Source organism: Streptomyces flavofungini (genome assembly GCF_041028215.1).
GTDB classification, from domain to species: domain Bacteria; phylum Actinomycetota; class Actinomycetes; order Streptomycetales; family Streptomycetaceae; genus Streptomyces; species Streptomyces flavofungini_B.
Map to the genome: position 1 here is coordinate 1 of NZ_JASKYR010001031.1, position 2,654 is coordinate 2,654.

A 2,654-nucleotide genomic window follows, 5' to 3' on the forward strand; every position below is an offset into this window, starting at 1 on the left:
GCCCCCCCCCGTGCTCGCCTTCGCCATACGCCATCTCGGCGCCGCGGCGGGCGTCGAGGTGACGGCGAGCCACAACCCCCCGCGTGACAACGGCTACAAGGTCTACCTGGGCGACGGCTCCCAGATCGTGCCGCCCGCGGACGCGGAGATCGCCGCCGCGATCGACGCGGTCGGCGCCCTGGACGACGTCCCGCGCCCCGAGAGCGGCTGGGAGACCCTCGGCGACGACGTCCTGGCGGCCTATCTGGCCCGCACGGACGCCGTCCTGGCCCCGGGGTCCCCCCGCACCGCCCGCGCCGTCTACACGGCGATGCACGGCGTCGGCAAGGACACCCTCCTCGCGGCGTTCGAGCGCGCGGGCTTCCCCGCCCCGGTCCTCGTCGCCGAGCAGGCCGAGCCGGACCCCGACTTCCCGACGGTCGCGTTCCCGAACCCGGAGGAGCCGGGCGCGATGGACCTGGCCTTCGCGACGGCGGCCCGTACGGACCCCGCCCCCGACCTGGTCATCGCCAACGACCCGGACGCGGACCGCTGCGCGGCGGCCGTGCGGGACGGCGGCGACTGGCGGATGCTGCGCGGCGACGAGGTCGGCGCCCTGCTCGCCGCGCACCTGGTCGGGCGCGGCGCCCGGGGGACCTTCGCCGAGTCGATCGTCTCCTCCTCCCTGCTCGGCCGGATCGCGGCCAAGGCGGGCCTGCCGTACGAGGAGACGCTGACCGGCTTCAAGTGGATCGCCCGCGTCGACGGCCTGCGCTACGGCTACGAGGAGGCGCTCGGTTACTGCGTCGACCCCGAGGGCGTGCGCGACAAGGACGGCATCACCGCGGCGCTCCTGCTCACCGAGCTGGCGTCCGAGCTGAAGGAGGACGGCCGCACCTTCCTCGACCTGCTCGACGACCTGGCGGTGGAGCACGGTCTGCACGCCACCGACCAGCTCTCGGTCCGCGTCGAGGATTTGTCCCTGATCGCGGACGCGATGCGCCGCCTGCGCGAGCAGCCGCCGACGGAGCTGGCGGGCCTGCCCGTCACCAGGGCGGAGGACCTGACGCGCGGCACGGAGACACTGCCGCCCACGGACGGTCTGCGCTACACCCTGGACGGCGCCCGCGTCATCGTCCGCCCCAGCGGCACCGAGCCCAAGCTCAAGTGCTACCTGGAGGTCGTCGTCCCGGTGCCGGACAAGGCCGGACTGCCCGCGGCCCGCGCGCGGGCGGGCGAGCTCCTCACGGCCGTCAAGCGTGACCTCTCGGCGGCTGCGGGCATCTGACGCGGCCTCCGCGGCGGCGGCCGGACCACCCCCACGGGTGATTCCGGCGTGGCAACCGCCGCAGTGCCCCGGTGCGCTGCCGGTCCCCCAGGAAGGGGTGTCCGGTAGCGCACTTTCACGTTCCGGGAGCCGCCGCAGTGCCATACGGATTCTCCGACCCCCCGACCGCCGCCCCGACGCGCGTCCCGGCGTCGAGGGGGCCGCGTGACGCGGCGCCCGCCTCCGGGGCCCGCATGGCGCGCGCGGCACGCGCGGCCCGCTACGCCTCGCCCGCCCTCGCCGGATACGCGGCCGTGCGCGGCGTCGGCCTGCTGGTGTTCACCGTGTGGGCGCACCGCGACCACCGGGGGGTGCGGCATCTGCTCATGGAGTCCTGGGACTGCGACTGGTACCTGCGGATCGCGAGCGACGGTTACGCCCAGGAGCTCGGCACCCGGATCGACGGCAACAACCTGGCCTTCTTCCCGCTGTATCCGCTGCTGGTGCGGGCGGGCGACGCCGTGCTGCCCTGGCTGCCGAGGGGGGCCGCGGGTCTGACGGTCTCGCTGGCCGCCTCGCTGCTCGCGGCGTGGGGGATCTTCGCGGTGGGCGACCTGCTGCACGGCCGCAGGGCCGGGGTCCTGCTCGCCGTGGCCTGGGGGTGCCTGCCGGTCGCGCTCGTGCAGTGGATGGGCTACACGGAGTCCCTCTTCACGGCCCTGTGCGCGTGGTCGCTGTACGCGGTGCTCAGGGAGCGCTGGCTGTGGGCGGGCTCCCTCGCGGCCCTCGCGGGCCTCACGCGGCCCACGGGCGTGGCGGTGGCCGCGGCGGTGTCCCTGGCGGCCCTGCACGCCCTGTGGCGGGCCCGCTCCGCGCGCGAGGCGTTGCCTCCGCGCCCGCTCGTCGGCGCCGTCCTCGCGCCCCTCGGCTGGCTGTCGTACGTCGGCTGGGTGGGCCTGCGGCTCGGGCGCTGGGACGGCTACCTCGCCGTGCAGAAGCTGTGGCGCAACGAGTGGGACGGCGGTGTGGGGACGCTGCGGCGGATGCGGGATGTGTTCGTCACCGAGCGCCCCGCGCTGTTCGTGGCGGTGGTGACGGCGACCCTGCTGGGCTCGCTCGTGCTCTTCGTCCTGTCGGCGGGCGACCGGCAGCCGCTCCCCCTGCTCGTCTTCAGCGGCCTGCTGCTCACGATCGTGCTGGGCAGCAGCGGCGTCTACTTCCCCAGGGCCCGCTTCCTGCTCCCCGGCTTCCCGCTCCTGCTTCGCGTTCGGGTCGAGGAAGGGCCTGCTGCTCGTCGCCGGGTCGCCCGCAGCGGCGGCCTGCGCCTGCCTGCGCGCCGCCTTCTTGCGCCCGCGCAGGGAGACCGGGATGGCCCAGAGCTGGTACTTGGCGCCGGACACGGTGAGCG

2 protein-coding genes are annotated in these 2,654 nt (G+C 75.4%); both read left to right on the top strand.

Going from position 1 to position 2,654, the window contains the following annotated elements; genetic code table 11:
- Positions 1–1,267, top strand: a 1,267-nt coding sequence (locus tag AB8Z36_RS38020; protein WP_369217933.1) for a phospho-sugar mutase, incomplete at its 5' end; no start/stop codon positions are given.
- A gap of 233 nt (positions 1,268–1,500) precedes the next feature.
- Positions 1,501–2,654, top strand: a 1,154-nt coding sequence (locus AB8Z36_RS38025; RefSeq protein WP_369217934.1) for a hypothetical protein, incomplete at its 3' end; no start/stop codon positions are given.